Below are 17,010 nucleotides of genomic sequence, written 5' to 3' on the forward strand. Positions count from 1 at the left end.
CTTTTTTTTTAAATATTTTCTTAATCGACTTTAAGTTAGCTATTTTTGGTGAATTGTAAAAAAGATTGGGTAGTAATTACAAAAATAACAAACTGATTTACAATCACGCTAGTATCTTGGTAATTTGTTGTTAAAATTGAAGAAAAATTACAAGGAGAAGGATTTTTACTCTTGAATCAACCTTGGAAGGTTTTCATTAAACCATTTAAATTTATTGATAACCATGATATGCGTTCCGTTTTTGACAGCAATACAATTGGAAATATGACGCATAGGAAACACGAGGTCTTTTTCACCGTGAATGTGAATTGTATTTGGCAACGGTTTTTCTTGATCCCAATTGATGATTTGTTCAATAGACCAATCGATGTAGCTTTTGTCGCGCACAGAAAGATATTCTTCGTAAAGCTCCAAACGTTTTGTTGCCAAATTTCCAAACGCAAATTTGCTCAACACTTCTATGTTATTAACTAAACTTGTTGGGAGTAATTTGTAGATTTTAGTCCTTTTTGCGAATTTCATTCGGCGAGGTAATTCGTGTTTTGTTTTTACACTTGAAATCACAAAAAGTTTTCTAACTTTTATATGTTTTGCCATTTCCTGCACCAAAATTCCACCAAAAGAAACACCTATTAAGATGATGTTTTTATGTTTTATTTTTTGCGTCATTCGCAGTGCGTAATCCGCTAATGTTTCTTGTTTTTCGGGAAGAAACCATTCTAAAAAGTAGGTGTCGAATTCATCCTCAGATAGTTTAATATGTTTAAATATAGAAGGATTTGCCGCCATCCCTGGCATAAAATATACAGGTGTTTTTTCTTGTTTCATACAGATAGTCGTACTAAAAACTCGGAAATCTACTGTAAATTTCTTATCTTTGCAAAAGTTAACCCAACATTTTTCTTTCTAATCACACCATTTTAAGATTAATTTAAATTAAACTGCTATGGATAATGAAATAGTTATCAACGATAACGAATTTTTACGTCAATTTGAGTACAAAACAGATCACGGTATTGCAAAAATCGAGTATTCACTTCAAGAGCGTAAAATCTTTTTGACAAAATTAATTGTTCCTGAAGAACTTGATGATATTGAATTTAAAAATTCATTCATCAAAACTGTTTTAGACAGTATTCAAGAACGAAACTTGAGAGTCGTACCGACTAGTCCAAGAATTGCTAGTTTTTTACGTAAGCACAAAGAATATAAAGATTTACTGCCTGTTGGTGTACGAATCTAATTCTGAACAAAGAACAAAGAAAAGGGAACTTAGACAGTTCCCTTTTCTTTGTTCTTTGTTATTTTTTCTTTAGCTTTTGCAATACTTCATTTGCCTGATTTTCTACTTTTTCAAGCAATGCCTGTAATTTTTTAGGCGCAGCATTTTTATATCGTATGTGAATTTTTTTGCCCTTGTACGTCAAATATGTATTCTGCAAATCCATGATGCGCTCGTTGTCATATTTCGCTTTAAAATTATTGAAATTTGCTTGTTCAAATTCTTGGAATAACGATTTTGACTTGCTTTCCGCTAGTTTTGTCATATGTTTTCCCTGAACTTCCGCATTGAACTTTCCTGTGTAAATCACAGTTCCATCTTCATACATCAACATGGTAAATTCTTCACAAGTTCCTTTGCATGGAGATTTGTATAAGGTTATGAAGTTGCCTTTTGGAGTTCCATTTACAGAAGCATCATCTTTTGCAGGCTTTTCAAATTTTCCAACATCAGTTGTTTCTGGGGTTGGTATTTTTTCCTCTCTTGTGAATTTCCCCGTTTCTTTCGTTATTGACTTTCTTCCTTGTAGAGAAGCATCGTATTTTACGAATTTAATAGTTGTATTTTCTCCCGACAAAGTCACTTTATCTTTGTTTAAATTTATGGTAGAAACATCATATAAAGCGCTACTAACTGCCATTGAAAAATCAGAGTCACAACACATTTCCGTACAACCTAAACCACTTAATTTAATAGTATTTTTCCCTGTGATTGCGTACGTTCCGAAGCAATTATTTTTATCTAGTTTTAGTGTAAATTCTGTATCACTTTTAATGGTTAAAATTACATCATTCGTAACTGCAACCGATTTCCCTTGATTATTTAAGCTAGTAACTTTCCATGAAGTTCCAATGAATTCCTTTGAAGAAGCATTACAACTAATTAATGTAAAGACTAATATAGAGAGTAGTGTTGTTTTCATAAAATGCCAATTTAGAAGTTAAATATAGTAATAACTTGTGTTATGATATGATAATTACATGAATCATACCATTCTTTCGATGAAGATTGGTTTCTAATCGATTTAATGATAAGAAATAAAGCATTTGCAACTAGCTTGAAGCTACCATTTCATTGACAAAATCAAAACGAACCATTCCATCATCGTCAATTTTAGTCAAACTTACTTTATGAAGCGTATTGACCAATGCTGGATTCCAAGGCGCTTTTACTTTTACATAGTTTTCGGTAAAACCGTGAATGTAACCTTCTTTGTTTTCGCCTTCAAATAAAACCGTTTTCGTTTTGCCTAGTTGACTTTCGTAGAATGCTCTACGTTTTTTGACAGACAAACCACGTAACATTTTACTACGTTTTTTACGCACATTTTGCGGTACAACGCCTTCCATTTCGGCAGCAACCGTATTTTCACGTTCAGAATACGTAAATACATGTAGATATGAAATATCTAATTCCGTTAAGAAATTGTAGGTTTCTAGGAAAATTTCGTCAGTTTCTCCTGGAAAACCAACAATAACATCAACACCAATACAAGCATCTGGCATGACTTCCTTTATTTTTCTGACACGATCTACATACAATTCACGCATGTAACGACGACGCATTAAACGCAAAAGTGTGTTGCTTCCGCTTTGCAGTGGAATGTGAAAATGTGGCACAAACGTGTTGCTTTTTGAAACAAAGTCAATCGTTTCGTTTTTTAACAAGTTTGGTTCTATTGAGGAAATTCGTAAACGTTCAATTCCTTCAACAGTATCTAATGCTTGTACCAATTCTAAAAAAGTATGTTCGTGTTTTTTGTTTCCAAATTCACCTTTCCCATAATCGCCAATATTTACGCCTGTTAAAACGATTTCTTTGATATTTTTTTCTGAGATTTCTTTGGCATTTTTCAGTACATTTTCGAGTGTATCACTTCTAGAAATTCCTCTTGCCAACGGAATGGTACAATACGTACATTTGTAATCACAACCATCTTGCACTTTTAGAAATGCACGCGTGCGATCTCCAAAAGAATAGCTTCCAACATAGAAATCGGCTTCTTCAATTTCGCAGGAATGCACTTCTCCGATCCCTCGACTTCGCTCAGGACGGCTCAACAAATCGTTTATATACGATGTGAGTTTAAATTTTTCTGTCGCGCCAAGTACCAAATCTACACCATCAACTGCTGCCAATTCTTCTGGTTTTAGTTGTGCATAACAACCAACAGCTGCGACAAACGCATCGGGATTTACTTTTTGCGCTTGTTTTACGATCGTTTTAAAGCGTTTATCCGCGTTTTCCGTTACACTACATGTGTTAATTACATACATATCAGCGTGTTCAGAGAAATCTACCTTTTCAAATCCTTCTTCTTGAAAGTTTCTGGCAATGGTAGAGGTTTCTGAAAAATTCAGTTTGCAACCTAGCGTATAAAAAGCGACTTTTTTTCTATCGTTCATTCCTGTACTTTTCTACCAAAACGGTAGCGATTTGTGTTTTTTATTATGTATTTTTAAACCTTCTAATGAACACGTTATCGTGTAATTATTAAAGGCAAAAGCCTGCAAATTTACAATTATTTCAGCATATGATAAAATTAACAATGCAACATTTTAAATTGGTAATTAGTTCTATATCAATCTTTTGTTTATTGTTGATTTCTTTTTCATGTCAACAAAACAGCACAGAGAATCGGGATCATTTGGTTTTTCGTTATAACGAGCATGCAAATATTACGTCGTTAGATCCTGCTTTTGCGAAAGATCAGCGGAATATTTGGGCAGTTCATCAACTGTTTAATGGCTTGGTGGAAATGGATACCGATTTGAACGTGATTCCTGCTATTGCAAAGTCTTGGGAAGTTTCAGAAGATGCATTAACGTATGTTTTTACTTTGCGTGATGATGTACTGTTTCACGAACACGAATTGTTTGGAAATAAACGTACACGAACCGTTAATGCGTATGATTTTGAATATAGTTTTGGACGAATTTTAGATGATAAAATTGCTTCTAGTGGACGCTGGATTTTTAAGAGTGTTGAAAGCTTTAAAGCGATTGATGCTACAACGTTTCAAATCACCCTAAAACAACCTTTCCCTGCTTTTTTAAGTTTGCTTACAATGAAATATTGTTCGGTAGTTCCGAAAGAAATTGTGGAACATTACGGCAATGATTTTAGAGCAAATCCAATTGGAACTGGACCTTTTCAGTTTAAGATTTGGGAAGAAAATACGAAGTTGGTTTTGCGCAAGAATCCGAAGTATTTTGAGAAAGATGCTTCTGGGGAAAATTTACCATATTTGGAAGCTGTTGCCATTACGTTTTTACCTGATAAACAGAGTGAATTTTTACAGTTTGTTCAAGGAAATATTGATTTTTTAAACTCGCTTGATCCGTCGTATCAAGATGAAATTTTAGATGCTTCTGGAAAATTACGTAAAACGTACGCAGAAAATGTGAATATGATTTCTGGACCATATTTAAACACCGAATATTTAGGAATTTATATTGGCGATAGTACAAACATATCAAGTCATCATTTGTTACGAAAAGCGATGAATTATAGTTTTGATCGTCAAAAGATGATTACGTATTTACGAAGTGGCATTGGAACGCCAGCCATTCATGGTTTTATCCCAAAAGGTTTGCCAGGTTTTGCAAATATCAAAGGATTTGATTATCAACCTGAAACCGCGAAGAATCTGGTGAAGCAATATGTTGAAGAAACAGGAAATACGTCTCCAGAAGTTGCTATTACTACCAACGGACAGTATTTGAATTTCTGCGAGTATATTCAGCGAGAGCTAGAAAAAATTGGTATTAAAGCGAGTGTAAATGTCATTCCTGCTTCTACTTTACGCGAATTACGATCAAAAGGGGAATTGCCCATTTTTAGAGCAAGTTGGATTGCCGATTATCCAGATGCAGAAAACTATTTGTCTTTATTTTACAGTAAAAACTTTACACCAAACGGTCCAAATTATACACATTTTAAGAACGCACAGTTTGATGAATGGTACGAAACCGCTTTGCGCGAAACGGACGCAACTACACGTGCCAACTTGTATACAAAAATGGATTCTTTGCTGATTTCCGAAGCGCCATTGGTTCCTCTGTATTACGATCAAGTAGTACGATTTACACAGGAAAATGTAGAAGGTTTAGGCATTAATGCGTTGAATTTGTTGGAGTTAAAACGTGTTCAAAAAGCGAAATAACTTTCAAAAATTGTAACATTTCGCTTCTTTTATATACCAATAGTGTATGTTGAATTATTAAAGAAGAAGATTATGTTAGGATCAGGATTTGGACTTTATGCTGTAGAAGCATTCAAAAGAGATAAGAAACGAAGGAAGCAACACACGCCATTCAGCACACATTTATTGAGATTTGAAGGAAAAAAGATTATAAAGGAATTTCCAAAAGCTACCAAAAAACAATTGATGGTAATTCAGGAAAAAATAAAAAAACAAGAACGCAAAGAAAGAAATAAATTGATATTAGCTTTTGCATTGGCAATTCCTGTAACAATCGTAATAATTATGACGATTGTAAATTCAGTTACACATTAACGCTTAAAATTTGTGTTTAACCAAAAACTAAAGTTATGTCAGGATTTTTATCACATGCAAATAATGTTATTCGAAATAACAAACGCAAACGCATCAACAAGCTTGAACGCGTTGAGCGCTATATTGGTACAGAATCGTCTGAAGCAGTTTACAAAGAAGCTTCACAGTATACGTTGAACAAAGTGAGAGATGAAGTGCAAGAGCAGCAACGAAAAGCACGAAGAAAAACGATTTTAGTATTTACGATTACAGGTATAATTTTAATCGCTGTGATGTATTACTTTTTGTTTGTACACAAGTTTTCAAAAGAAGTTCCACTAATCTTTCAATTCTAGCAATTTAAAACCTGAAATTTATATAAAAAGCCGTTACTTTTTGAGTAACGGCTTTGTTATTTTTAGAAACGAAATCCATCGTCTTTCTTTTTTCCTAGATCGTCTAAATTTCTATTTCCAATTAAAAAATCTTCTGTAGGCTTTTCTTCTTCTGATTTTCCGATGTCTTCAATTTTTGGCTTGTTGCGTTCTTTTTCTTCAAAATCTTTTGTCCATTTTCTTTTGAGTAATTGATAAAATCCCCAGCATGCTAATATTCCAATAGGAATGGTCATCAATCCTAATACGGTTTCTGAAGTTGTATCTAGAAATTCAGGGAAAAATAATCCTATGATTACTCCCAAAATTACTCCTCCAGCAATGATACCTCCATAATAAGATACTACACCAAGTATGGCATACAACCAAGCTGATTGATCGTATTTTTTTGCCATGTCATAAAATTGTTTTCCAACAAAATATATCAGTACTAATCCTAACATTTCTCTTTATTTTTTTATTGTTATTATTTAATCCTTACGCCACTTTTTAGTTTCTTCAAAAACATGTGTCAGTATGGCTTCGTCTTGTGCTGTAAATTCGACTTTTCTACGTGCCATGACTACTTTTGCAACTTCAAAAGCTTTTTTAGTTAAGTACGTTGTGAATCCGCTTGCGCCGCCCCAACTGTAACTTGGCACAAAGTTTCTAGGGAAACCTGAACCAAATATGTTTGCATTTACACCAACTACCGTTCCTGTATTGAACATCGTGTTGATTCCGCACTTGCTGTGATCGCCCATCATGAGCCCGCAAAACTGTAATCCTGTTTTGGCAAAGTTTTCCGTTTCATAACTCCACAAACGCACTGGCGCGTAGTTATTTTTGAGATTTGAATTGTTGCTGTCTGCTCCGATATTACACCATTCTCCCAAGACTGAGTTTCCTAAAAAGCCATCATGTCCTTTGTTGGAATAGCCCATTAATACGGAGTTATTCACTTCTCCTCCAACTTTGCAATATGGTCCAAGTGTAGTAGCTCCGTAAATTTTAGCAGAAAGTTTTAATACTGAGTTTTCACACATTGCCAACGCACCACGAACCACACAACCTTCCATGATTTCTGCGTTTTTTCCTATGTAAATTGGTCCTGAACTCGCATTGAGTGTACAGAAATTAAGCATTGCTCCTTCTTCAATGAAAATATTTTCTGGCGCAATGACGTTTACCGTTGCTGGAATTGGCTGTGATGTTCTGTCTCGTGTAATTAAGTTGAAATCCGCCTGAATGGCTTCTGCATTTTTAGAGAAAATATCCCACGTATTTTCAATTCGCAAACATGCTGCTTCATACGAAATAATGTCATACGTATCAAAATCAACCTCATCTTGTTGATCTGTAGTGTGAAAAGCGATGATTTCATCTCCTGCAAAGATTGCTTGGTTTGCGGTTAATCCTTGTATCAGTGCAACTAATTCAGCATTTGGCAGAAAAGAAGCATTAATCATTACGTTTTCTTCTAGTTCTACCATTGGATATTTTTCAGATAGGTATTCTTCTGTAATTGTTGTGGTTGTTCCACCTAAGAATGCTTCCCATTTTTCTCTAATTGTCAGTATTCCAACTCTAATATCGGCTACAGGTCTTGTGTAAGTAAATGGCAACAATGCATTTCGTACCGTTCCATCAAAGAGAATATAATTCATGTTTGCTGAGTTTTTGTAAATATAGCACTATATGTAGTTATTTTTCAAAAAAAAATGTCTCTCAGTTTCCTGAAAGACATTTTGTGTGATATTATCAAAATTCTTACTTCTTGAATTTCGCGTATTTGTTTTTGAACTTGTCAATACGTCCTGCTGTATCTACTAATTTAGACTTACCAGTGTAATAAGGATGTGAAGTTCTTGAAATTTCTAATTTGTATAACGGATACTCAGTACCATCAACTTCGATAGTTTCTTTTGTATCTACCGTAGACTTTGTAAGAAATACATCATTGTTAGACATATCTTTAAAAGCTACTACTCTATAATTTTCTGGATGTATACCTTGTTTCATCTTTGTATTCTTTTATAACTTTCTCAATTTTCGAGGTGCAAATTTAATTATTATTTCTGAATGTGCAACATTTAAATAAAAATATTTTGACATTTTCTAAGCTTGAATTTCTATATTTGTCTCCTGCATATAAAAACACCTTCATGTTTTCAAAAACATCACATTTCGGAATTGCCTTAGGAATTTTGAATATTCTAGCTTTTCTGCTGCAATATCAGCAAAATATTCACACAGATGCTACAAATATTTTTGCCATTTTAATGCTGCCAATTTCGGTAATTTTTATCGTTGTTGCAATTTTGAGAGTCAATAAAGATTTTAAAGGTGAATTGTTTAGCATTCGCAAAGGATTACAGACAGGAATTGGCGTTATTCTATTAGGTGGAATTATTTTTTGGTTGTATCAAATTTTGCATGCCAATTTTATAGAACCTGATTATGTAGAAAAATTAGCAACGGTTGCCAAAAAGGATTTACAACTCGATTCTCAGTTTTCACCAGAAGAAGTTACTGAAAAGATTACCTTTTATAAGGAGAATTATAAATTCAATTGGTTTATTGATATTGTTTTAAAGAGTCTGTTTACAGGATTTTTTGTTTCTTTGATTACGTCATTGGTCATCAATGCCTTTTACAAACAACGATAAGATCAATTTATGAATATATCTGTAGTGATCCCATTACTTAATGAAGATGAGTCTTTGCAAGAACTGTATGCGTGGATTTCACGTGTGATGGAAGCCAATAAATACTCGTATGAAATCCTTTTTATCGATGATGGAAGTACCGATCGTTCTTGGAAGATTATTCATGAATTGTCTCAAAAGCACACAGAAGTTAAAGGAATTCGTTTTTTAAAGAATTATGGAAAATCGCAAGCATTGCATGCAGGTTTTAAAAGAGCTTCTGGCGATGTTGTCATTACGATGGATGCCGATTTGCAAGATAGTCCTGATGAAATTCCAGAATTATTCAATCTGATTACAACAGAAAATTATGATTTGGTTTCTGGTTGGAAAAAGAAACGCTACGATTCGGTCATTGCGAAAAATATTCCTTCAAAATTATTCAATTGGGCTGCGAGAAGAACCTCAGGATTGAAACTACACGATTTTAACTGCGGTTTAAAAGCTTATAAGAATATTGTGATAAAGAATGTTGATGTGTATGGAGAAATGCACAGATACATTCCTGTATTGGCTAAAAATGCTGGTTTTAACAATATTGGGGAAAAAGTAGTCATTCACCAAGCGCGTAAATACGGAAAAACCAAGTTTGGCTATGACCGCTTTATCAATGGTTTTTTAGATTTGATTACGATTTGGTTTTTGTCTAAATTCGGAAAACGTCCGATGCACTTGTTTGGCGCTTTGGGCGTGTTGATGTTTATGATCGGATTTGCTGCGGCTGGATATATCGGAATTACCAAATTATACAAACTTGCGTATGATTTGCCAGCCATTCTTGTCACAAATAATCCGTGGTTTTATATTTCCCTAACGACTATGATTATCGGAACACAGTTTTTCTTAGCTGGTTTTCTTGGTGAAATTGTGTTGCGAAGCAAACGTGATAAGGAACGCTACAAGATTAGTGAAACTGAAAATTTTTAACGCTTCAACGTTACATTTCCTTTGATGATTCTTCCGTTTTCTAGCGTGAGTTTGTACCAATAATCTCCTGAAGGTAATGGCACTCCTTTATACGTTCCGTCCCATTCACTATCTGCTTTGATGTAGTTTAAATTTTTCCCGTAACGATCATACAATTCTATGGTAGCATTCGGATAATATTCTTTTTGCAATAATTGCCATGTATCATTGATATTATCGCCATTTGGTGTGAAGAACTTTGGAAATCCTCCAACTAAAATCGTTTCCGCAGCAGCGTTACATTCGCCACGACGAACAACAACATCATACACGCCAGGATAAATATTTACAAATTCGTTACTTTCTATAAAAGAGTTTCCTCCGTTTAGAGAATAACTGATGTTTTCCTGATCGTTTTCTGCGGCAACAATAATTTTAATCGTATTTACATCTTGAAAATCATTAACTTCAATGCGCTCAATTTCCAGTGGCGGTTCTTCACTAACCACATACAAAACTTCCTTTTCGCATCCTGCACTATTGGTCACTGTAACTGTATAGGTTCCTATTTCTGTAACCATAATGGAAGGTGTTGTTTCATTGGTAGACCACAAATAGCTTGAAAAACTTTCCTCAAAAGCCAATTCAACAGCCGCGCCTTCTGCTCCACATAAAAATGCTTGCTGATCGCCTACTTCTGGCTGACCAACCACAGTGATGAGCACACTTCCAATAAATCCGCAGTTGCTTCCGTAGGAAACTCTAAAGTACAATTCGTCATTAGAACTTGCGTTTATAGGCGTAAAATCAGTCAATTGATTTTCTTGTAATAGCGCGTCATTTCTAGTATTGTACATGCTTATAGTTGCGCCAGAAAAGTCATTTTCTAGAGTTTCTTCTATTTGTGAAACCGAAATGCTTGTACCATTTAATTCGCACACTTCAATAGTATCATATTCGCCCAAATTGGTTCCTGAATTTACTTGCAATCGCACTTGCGTAATCGTAAAACAATCTACATACGAAAACACACGCGCATACAATATTTGATTGTTTGTGGTATTTGCATAGAAATAATCGCTAATCATGTTTTCATTGAGTTGTGCGTCGTTTATATTTTCAAAAAACATCACATCAATATTGTCACTTCCATTATCTTCTTCAATTACTGTAATAGCTTCTTCTAAGTTAAAGATTGATAAACCATCGCTATCATTTTCATCTACATCGCACTGTTCGAGTGTAAATACAGGCGCGATATTTGGTGTATCTTGAATGACTACGATTTCTGTAAATAGTTGATCGGGTGCGTTTGAAAATGTCACATTTGCGGTTACGGTGTACGACCCGACACTAGAAAAAGTATGTGTTGCATTGATTGCATTTGACGTATTTGCACTTCCTGAAGCTGGATCATCAAAATTCCAAGTGATTCCAGTGATATCATTTTCAGAAGCAACTGTGAATGTCGTTTGATCGCCTAAGCAAAAATTTTCAATGGTAGCAATACTTTCAAAATACGATTGTACCATAGCTGGCAATCCGAAACGAGAAAAATTAAATCCTAAATCAACACTTTGAAAGTCAAAATCGCAAGATGCTCCCAATAGGTTTGGCGAATTGATAGTTGATAAGTTTGAACCTGGTAAAGCGTGATAAATACGCTTATCCAATCCAAGTTGTAAACTTCCCGCCAAAGAAGGAATTACCTGAGCTTGTGCATAATCGTGAACAACGTATTTAGTATTTGCAACATCTGCGGCAGCAACATTGTATTGTTGAATTTGCATGTTTGCCAAAGAATTTTCTCCAAATAATTTACCAGAAGCATACAGACGTTGTGAGCTCGAAGAAAATTCTACACCATAAAACATAAGATCATCTGCTAAAAACTCTCCATTTGTCACAAAACCTGTAGTCGAATCAAAATCATACAAGTACAAAGAACCTGCTTGCTCAGGCTCAAATAAGGTATGCGCAATGGCAAGCTTGTTGCCGTTAGGTGAAATTTTCATATTTCCTCTAATGTTTCTATAATCAGGAATTGATTGTGCTGTATTTGAAACTACAGGAATCGTGTTGACACCTGCCGCAGTTACTTTAAACGAAAAAAACTGATTGTTTCGGTGTGTAACTACCCAAAAATTTCCATCTGAACTTAAGGTAGAACTTACCTTCTCGGAAGTATTCGGTAATAAATTTACATTCTTTAACGTTACTGCGCCCAATCCTGTGCCAAGCGACATATCAACAATAGAATAATTAAAACCATTACTTGGTCCGGCATTATTTCCATTGTACGCATCCACCACATCTGTGGTAAAAATGTAAAAAATGTTATCGTTTCCAGGATTTGGAACAATGACACACGATTGTGTACTTGATAAACTTCCTATCAAATCTGTTCCATTGGTCATTACATCATGCATACTGTTCCAAACGGTAACTCCATCTGTATAAAACAACAGTGAACCATTGGCATCAGAAATCGTTGAGCATCCTTCTAGTGTATCTACTTGTCCCGTATCTAAAATAATCGGTGTTCCCGTATTAAAATTTAGACCAGCATTGACTCCGAAAAACCAATTGGCAGTTTCCCGTTGTGCGCTTACCGAGATTGAAAAAAATAGGAGTATGCAAAAAAAATTTAGAGGATTTTTTTTCATAGCGGTATAATCGGACAATAAAGTTATCCAAAATATTTACCGTATCAAAATAGAAACCAAATGAATTCATTATTTTTGTAGCTTAAATTTCTATACATGGCAAAGATTGATACTCAAATTTTGGACAAAGCAACTGCATGGCTTTCTTCAAGTTTCGATTCAGATACACAGGCAAAAGTTCAACAACTTATCGATTCAGATCCAAAAGAACTCACGGAAAGTTTTTATAAAGATTTGGCTTTCGGAACTGGTGGAATGCGCGGTGTTATGGGACCTGGCACGAATAGAATCAATAAATATACTTTAGGTAAAAATACACAAGGATTGAGTAATTACCTAAAAAAAACATATCCAAATGAACAGCTTAAAGTTGCCATTGCGTACGATTGTAGACATAACAGTAAATCACTTGCACAAGTGGTTGCTAATGTGTTTTCGGCAAATGGAATTGAAGTGTATTTATTTTCAGATTTGCGTCCAACGCCCGAATTATCGTTTGCCGTAAAGTATTTAGATTGTCATTGTGGAATTGTGTTGACAGCTTCTCACAATCCGCCAGAATACAACGGTTATAAAGTATATTGGACTGATGGCGGACAAATTGTTCCTCCACAAGATGGTGAAATTATTGAGGAGATTAATGCCTTAGATTTTGCTCAAGTTCAGTTTGATGCAAATGCAGATTTAATTCACTTAATCGATACTGATGTTGATGAAGCCTTTATCAAGGCAAGCGTTGCCAATGCAGATTTTAAAGCACCAAATAAAGATGATGTAACTATTGTTTTTACCTCTTTACATGGGACTTCTATTACGATGATTCCCGAAGTTTTGAAACGTGCTGGTTACAACAATGTTCATATTGTAGAAGAACAAGCGAAACCCGATGGAGATTTTCCTACGGTAGTTTCACCAAATCCTGAAGAACCTGAAGCCTTAGAAATGGCGTTGCAATTAGCCGAAAAAACAAATGCAGATATTGTGATTGGAACGGATCCTGATAGTGATCGTTTGGGAATTGCCGTGCGCGATTTGGAAGGAAACATGATTCTACTCAACGGAAATCAAACGATGGTTGTGATGACCGATTTCTTGTTGCAACAATGGAAAAATAATAACAAAATTAACGGAAAGCAGTTTATAGGTTCGACAATTGTATCAACACCAATGATGACAACCTTAGGAAATGCATATGATGTTGAATGTAAAATTGGATTGACAGGTTTTAAATGGATTGCCAAAATGATTAAAGATTTTCCTGAAATGGAATTTATTGGCGGAGGCGAAGAAAGCTTCGGTTTTATGACAGGCGATTTTGTACGTGACAAAGATGCAGTAACGGCTGCATTATTGGCATGCGAAATTGCAACGACAGCAAAAGCCAATGGAAGTTCATTTTATGCATCGTTAATTGACATGTATGTAGCACATGGTTTTTACAAAGAAAAATTGATCTCTTTGGTTAAAAAAGGAATTGATGGAGCCGCTGAGATAAAGCAGACTATGATTGACTTGAGAGAAAATTCATTAACAACGCTTGACGGTTCAAAAGTAGTGCGAATTGAAGACTATCAAACATCTATGACAACTGACATTGAAGCTGGCACAAGCACGCCAATTTCGATTCCTAAATCAAATGTTTTGATTTATTACACGGCTGATGGCACTAAAATTGCAGCACGTCCGAGCGGTACAGAACCGAAAATTAAATTCTACTTTAGTGTAAATCTGCCATTAGCAAATAAGGAAGATTTTGCAAACGTAGAAAAACAACTCGATGCAAAAATAGCTCGCATCGTACAAGAAATGAAACTCGACTAAATGGATTACATAAAAAAATTATCTCATTATATAATTCCCTATAAAAAGTATGCATATTTAAATATTTTCTTCAACATTTTGTATGCCTTATTCGGAACGCTTTCTTTTGTATCGCTCATGCCGATGTTGAAAGTATTGTTGAAAACGGCGGAGCCAATTACCGTAGAACCGATCAGAGAAACTTATAAAGGAATTAGAGGTTATGGAGATTATTTAAATGATTATTTAAACTTTTTTATCACTCAAAAGGTAGAAGAAGATGGACAATATGCAGTCTTAATTTTGATGATTTGTATTGTTATTTCTACATTTTTACTTAAAAATGCCGCAGGTTACTTTTCAAATTTCTTTTTAGCGTACCTTAGAAATGGAATTTTAAAAGATATTCGAAATAAGTTATATCATAAAGTAACCACATTGCCTGTCTCCTATTTTTCAGAAAAAAGAAAAGGTGACATTATTGCAAGAATTTCAGGAGATGTTAATGAAATTCAAAATTCGCTTTTGGCAATTTTAGAATTGTTAGTTCGAGAACCTTTAACCATCATTTTTACCATTATTGTGATGTTTTCTATCAGCGCTAAACTAACATTATTTGTATTTATTTTTATTCCAATTTCAGGATTTATCATTTCAAAAGTTGGTAAAAGTCTCAAAAAACATTCTGATAGAGTTCAAAAAGAAAATGGTGTTTTTCTTTCTATTTTAGATGAAACGCTTAACGGATTGAAAGTCATCAAAGGATTCAACGCCGAAAAACATTTCAATAATGCATTTAACAGCTCTACTTCCAAATTATATAAATATTCAAATAACTTAGCACACAGACAAAATTTAGCTTCTCCAACAAGTGAATTTTTAGGAATCGTTGTAATTGCTGTTATTTTACTCTATGGTGGAAAATTAGTTTTGATTGATAAAGTATTGACACCTGACCAATTCATTACATACATGGCATTAGCTTACAACATTTTGACTCCCGCGAAAGCGATTAGTAAAGCGAGTTACAAAGTAAAAGCAGGAAATGCTTCGGCTGATCGTGTATTGGAAATACTCAATACTGAATCTCCAATTACAGATGCTTTAGATGCTAAAGTAAAAGGCGAATTTACTTCTGAAATTCAATTGAATGATATTTCATTTAAATACGAAGACGAACTCGTACTCAAAAACTTCTCGCTAAAAATACCAAAAGGAAAAACGGTAGCGTTGGTTGGACAATCTGGAAGTGGAAAGAGCACGATTGCAAACCTTGTTACGCGTTTTTACGATGTAAATGAAGGAAGTATTGAAATTGATGGAGAAAATATCAAATCGCTCACCAAAGCTTCGTTACGTGGTTTGATGGGATTGGTTACACAAGATTCTATTTTGTTTAATGACACCATTCGCAACAATGTAAAACTTGGAAAACAAGATGCAACCGACGAAGAAGTGATTGAAGCTTTAAAGATTGCCAATGCTTGGGAATTTGTCAAAGACATTCCCGAACTGCTCGATCATAACGTTGGAGATTCTGGTGTAAAACTTTCTGGTGGACAAAAACAACGTCTGAGCATTGCTAGAGCCGTTTTGAAAAATCCACCGATCATGATTTTGGATGAAGCTACTTCTGCCCTAGACACGGAAAGTGAACGTTTGGTGCAAGTTGCTTTGGAAAACATGATGAAAAACAGAACGTCGATTGTCATTGCACACAGATTGTCTACAATTCAAAATGCAGACATGATTGTCGTAATGCAAAAAGGTGAAATTGTGGAGCAAGGAACGCATGAAGAATTGATTCGAAACAATATGGTGTATACGAAATTGGTTCAGATGCAGTCGATTTGAAATGTTGAATGCTAAATTTTAAATGTTGAATGTTGAATGTTGAATTGCCGTGTGCTAAAAAACTACACTTCTTCAAATTACAAAGCGTCACTTCGAACGTTTTTTCGCAATAAAATGCAGAAAAAATGTATTTCGATTACGCTCAATAGGACTATAGAAGTACTTTAAAAATACTATTTATTAGTAGATCTCGATACGAAATTTTAATCTAAAACTCCACTCGATCTGACGTTGGTGGGATTCAAAAAATTTATAATCGTAAATCCCAATTCAAGATACACTATTTTTTATTTCATACCTTTAAATTAAACCTTTGCCACTTTACAAAGTCAAAGAGTCAAATAGAAAACACTTGAATATCGTAGAAACAAGCCTTATTGAAGATTTAAAGAATCCGAAAACGCAGCAAAAAGCGTTTCGTCAGCTTGTGTCTACCTATAAAGAACGCTTGTATTGGCACATCCGTAGAATGGTAACAAGTCACGATGATGCCGATGATGTGCTTCAAAATACGTTTATTAAAGTATTTCGAAGTATTGATAAGTTTAAAGGAGATAGCAAGTTATATTCTTGGATGTATCGTATTGCAACAAACGAATCGATTACATTTATCAATCAACGTGCAAAGAAATCTGGAATTTCCTCAGAAGAATTGCAAGATCATTTGGTAAATAATTTACAGGCAGATGTTTATTTTGAAGGCGAGGAAATTCAGTTGAAACTGCAAAAAGCCATTGCTTCCTTGCCACAAAAACAGCAAATTGTGTTTAATATGAAGTATTTTGATGACATTACCTATAATGAAATGAGCGAGATTTTAGATACTTCTGTGGGCGCTTTAAAAGCATCGTATCATCATGCCGTAAAAAAAATAGAAAACTTTTTAACAGATTAAACCTTTTACTATATTTAGAGTCAAACT

The 17,010-nt window shown here is 34.5% G+C and carries 16 protein-coding genes; 9 read left to right on the forward strand and 7 right to left on the reverse strand.

All coding sequences use genetic code 11. The features are described from left to right. Positions 1 to 165: 165 nt before the first annotated feature. Entirely contained in the window at positions 166 to 828 is a 663-nt protein-coding gene (locus tag KAOT1_RS08250; RefSeq protein WP_007094311.1) for an alpha/beta hydrolase family protein, read from the reverse strand. Positions 829 to 946: 118 nt separating this feature from the next. Between KAOT1_RS08250 and KAOT1_RS08255 the strand changes: the two genes are divergently transcribed. Further along, complete coding sequence (locus tag KAOT1_RS08255) at positions 947 to 1,243, forward strand: GNAT family N-acetyltransferase (protein WP_007094312.1); 297 nt, start codon at positions 947 to 949, stop codon at positions 1,241 to 1,243. 58 nt (positions 1,244 to 1,301) lie between these two features. Here the strand turns inward: KAOT1_RS08255 and KAOT1_RS08260 are convergent, their stop codons facing one another. Further along, complete coding sequence (locus tag KAOT1_RS08260) at positions 1,302 to 2,204, reverse strand: DUF6438 domain-containing protein (protein WP_007094313.1); 903 nt, start codon at positions 2,202 to 2,204, stop codon at positions 1,302 to 1,304. Between the two features lie 130 nt (positions 2,205 to 2,334). Further along, positions 2,335 to 3,687: a tRNA (N(6)-L-threonylcarbamoyladenosine(37)-C(2))-methylthiotransferase MtaB gene (gene mtaB / locus KAOT1_RS08265; protein ID WP_007094314.1), complete on the reverse strand. Its 1,353-nt coding sequence runs from the start codon at positions 3,685 to 3,687 to the stop codon at positions 2,335 to 2,337. Positions 3,688 to 3,830: 143 nt separating this feature from the next. Between mtaB and KAOT1_RS08270 the strand changes: the two genes are divergently transcribed. From KAOT1_RS08270 to KAOT1_RS08280, 3 genes are all read left to right on the forward strand, one after another. Further along, positions 3,831 to 5,447, forward strand: coding sequence for an ABC transporter substrate-binding protein (locus KAOT1_RS08270; RefSeq protein WP_007094315.1), 1,617 nt, complete (start codon positions 3,831 to 3,833; stop codon positions 5,445 to 5,447). Between the two features lie 72 nt (positions 5,448 to 5,519). Beyond that, positions 5,520 to 5,801, forward strand: a complete 282-nt coding sequence (locus KAOT1_RS08275) for a hypothetical protein (RefSeq protein WP_007094316.1) — start codon at positions 5,520 to 5,522, stop codon at positions 5,799 to 5,801. A 35-nt stretch (positions 5,802 to 5,836) separates the two neighbouring features. After that, positions 5,837 to 6,136, forward strand: coding sequence for a hypothetical protein (locus KAOT1_RS08280; RefSeq protein WP_007094317.1), 300 nt, complete (start codon positions 5,837 to 5,839; stop codon positions 6,134 to 6,136). 62 nt (positions 6,137 to 6,198) lie between these two features. Here KAOT1_RS08280 and KAOT1_RS08285 read toward each other — a convergent pair whose 3' ends face one another. From KAOT1_RS08285 to KAOT1_RS08295, 3 genes are all read right to left on the reverse strand, one after another. Next, on the reverse strand, positions 6,199 to 6,618 hold the full coding sequence (locus tag KAOT1_RS08285) for a hypothetical protein (RefSeq protein ID WP_007094318.1): 420 nt from the start codon (positions 6,616 to 6,618) through the stop codon (positions 6,199 to 6,201). 27 nt (positions 6,619 to 6,645) lie between these two features. Continuing rightward, on the reverse strand, positions 6,646 to 7,821 hold the full coding sequence (locus KAOT1_RS08290; RefSeq protein ID WP_007094319.1) for a GlmU family protein: 1,176 nt from the start codon (positions 7,819 to 7,821) through the stop codon (positions 6,646 to 6,648). Positions 7,822 to 7,924: 103 nt separating this feature from the next. Beyond that, on the reverse strand, positions 7,925 to 8,176 hold the full coding sequence (locus KAOT1_RS08295; RefSeq protein WP_007094320.1) for a type B 50S ribosomal protein L31: 252 nt from the start codon (positions 8,174 to 8,176) through the stop codon (positions 7,925 to 7,927). 143 nt (positions 8,177 to 8,319) lie between these two features. On the opposite strand from KAOT1_RS08295, the gene KAOT1_RS08300 reads away from it, so the two are divergent. Together KAOT1_RS08300 and KAOT1_RS08305 are read left to right on the forward strand one after the other, a co-directional pair. Then, positions 8,320 to 8,823, forward strand: coding sequence for a DUF4199 domain-containing protein (locus KAOT1_RS08300; RefSeq protein WP_007094321.1), 504 nt, complete (start codon positions 8,320 to 8,322; stop codon positions 8,821 to 8,823). Between the two features lie 9 nt (positions 8,824 to 8,832). Then, on the forward strand, positions 8,833 to 9,789 hold the full coding sequence (locus KAOT1_RS08305; protein WP_007094322.1) for a glycosyltransferase family 2 protein: 957 nt from the start codon (positions 8,833 to 8,835) through the stop codon (positions 9,787 to 9,789). Here the strand turns inward: KAOT1_RS08305 and KAOT1_RS08310 are convergent. After that, positions 9,786 to 12,434 carry a T9SS type B sorting domain-containing protein gene (locus tag KAOT1_RS08310; protein WP_007094323.1) on the reverse strand — a complete coding sequence of 883 codons (2,649 nt, stop codon included), beginning with the start codon at positions 12,432 to 12,434 and terminating at the stop codon, positions 9,786 to 9,788. The two genes, KAOT1_RS08305 and KAOT1_RS08310, sit on opposite strands and share 4 nt — an antisense overlap. Before the next feature lie 96 nt (positions 12,435 to 12,530). Here KAOT1_RS08310 and KAOT1_RS08315 point away from each other — a divergent pair, with 96 nt between their 5' ends. The 3 genes from KAOT1_RS08315 (at position 12,531) to KAOT1_RS08325 (ending at position 16,983) form a co-directional block, all read left to right on the forward strand. Then, complete coding sequence (locus KAOT1_RS08315; protein WP_007094324.1) at positions 12,531 to 14,255, forward strand: phospho-sugar mutase; 1,725 nt, start codon at positions 12,531 to 12,533, stop codon at positions 14,253 to 14,255. Beyond that, positions 14,256 to 16,088 (forward strand): ABC transporter ATP-binding protein, encoded by a 1,833-nt coding sequence (locus tag KAOT1_RS08320; protein WP_007094325.1) that lies wholly within the window; start codon positions 14,256 to 14,258, stop codon positions 16,086 to 16,088. A 352-nt stretch (positions 16,089 to 16,440) separates the two neighbouring features. Then, complete coding sequence (locus KAOT1_RS08325; protein ID WP_050765313.1) at positions 16,441 to 16,983, forward strand: RNA polymerase sigma factor; 543 nt, start codon at positions 16,441 to 16,443, stop codon at positions 16,981 to 16,983. Positions 16,984 to 17,010 lie beyond the last annotated feature (27 nt).

The organism is Kordia algicida OT-1, from assembly GCF_000154725.1.
Lineage (GTDB): Bacteria > Bacteroidota > Bacteroidia > Flavobacteriales > Flavobacteriaceae > Kordia > Kordia algicida.

What these genes read in the sequence shown, in the direction of transcription:
- KAOT1_RS08250 (WP_007094311.1), bottom strand. Translation starts at nt 828, where the DNA reads ATGAAACAAGAAAAAACACCTGTATATTTTATGCCAGGGATGGCGGCA.
- KAOT1_RS08255 (WP_007094312.1), top strand. Translation starts at nt 947, where the DNA reads ATGGATAATGAAATAGTTATCAACGATAACGAATTTTTACGTCAATTT.
- KAOT1_RS08260 (WP_007094313.1), bottom strand. Translation starts at nt 2,204, where the DNA reads ATGAAAACAACACTACTCTCTATATTAGTCTTTACATTAATTAGTTGT.
- mtaB (WP_007094314.1), bottom strand. Translation starts at nt 3,687, where the DNA reads ATGAACGATAGAAAAAAAGTCGCTTTTTATACGCTAGGTTGCAAACTG.
- KAOT1_RS08270 (WP_007094315.1), top strand. Translation starts at nt 3,831, where the DNA reads ATGCAACATTTTAAATTGGTAATTAGTTCTATATCAATCTTTTGTTTA.
- KAOT1_RS08275 (WP_007094316.1), top strand. Translation starts at nt 5,520, where the DNA reads ATGTTAGGATCAGGATTTGGACTTTATGCTGTAGAAGCATTCAAAAGA.
- KAOT1_RS08280 (WP_007094317.1), top strand. Translation starts at nt 5,837, where the DNA reads ATGTCAGGATTTTTATCACATGCAAATAATGTTATTCGAAATAACAAA.
- KAOT1_RS08285 (WP_007094318.1), bottom strand. Translation starts at nt 6,618, where the DNA reads ATGTTAGGATTAGTACTGATATATTTTGTTGGAAAACAATTTTATGAC.
- KAOT1_RS08290 (WP_007094319.1), bottom strand. Translation starts at nt 7,821, where the DNA reads ATGAATTATATTCTCTTTGATGGAACGGTACGAAATGCATTGTTGCCA.
- KAOT1_RS08295 (WP_007094320.1), bottom strand. Translation starts at nt 8,176, where the DNA reads ATGAAACAAGGTATACATCCAGAAAATTATAGAGTAGTAGCTTTTAAA.
- KAOT1_RS08300 (WP_007094321.1), top strand. Translation starts at nt 8,320, where the DNA reads ATGTTTTCAAAAACATCACATTTCGGAATTGCCTTAGGAATTTTGAAT.
- KAOT1_RS08305 (WP_007094322.1), top strand. Translation starts at nt 8,833, where the DNA reads ATGAATATATCTGTAGTGATCCCATTACTTAATGAAGATGAGTCTTTG.
- KAOT1_RS08310 (WP_007094323.1), bottom strand. Translation starts at nt 12,434, where the DNA reads ATGAAAAAAAATCCTCTAAATTTTTTTTGCATACTCCTATTTTTTTCA.
- KAOT1_RS08315 (WP_007094324.1), top strand. Translation starts at nt 12,531, where the DNA reads ATGGCAAAGATTGATACTCAAATTTTGGACAAAGCAACTGCATGGCTT.
- KAOT1_RS08320 (WP_007094325.1), top strand. Translation starts at nt 14,256, where the DNA reads ATGGATTACATAAAAAAATTATCTCATTATATAATTCCCTATAAAAAG.